Below are 243 nucleotides of genomic sequence, written 5' to 3' on the forward strand. Positions count from 1 at the left end.
CCGCCTCTACCAGCTCACCGGCCTGGAGCGCGATAAGATCGAAGCGGAATACCGCGAACTGATGGCGCTCGTCGAAGAGCTCCGCAGCATCCTCTCAAGCGAGCTGAAGCTGCTCACCCTCATCAAGAAGGAGCTGCGCGACGCCGCCAAGAAGCACATCGGTCCGCGCAAGACGAAGGTCAACGCCCAGGAAGGTGACCTCTCGATGGAAGACATCGTCGCCAATGAAGGCTGCGTGGTCAC

The 243-nt window shown here is 60.9% G+C and carries 1 protein-coding gene; it reads left to right on the forward strand.

Going from position 1 to position 243, the window contains the following annotated elements; all coding sequences use genetic code 11:
- A partial coding sequence (locus tag DC53_RS22295) for a hypothetical protein (RefSeq protein ID WP_033032698.1) occupies positions 1–243 on the forward strand: 243 nt, incomplete at both ends.

The organism is Pseudoalteromonas fuliginea (assembly GCF_000690055.1).
Classification (GTDB): domain Bacteria; phylum Pseudomonadota; class Gammaproteobacteria; order Enterobacterales; family Alteromonadaceae; genus Pseudoalteromonas; species Pseudoalteromonas fuliginea.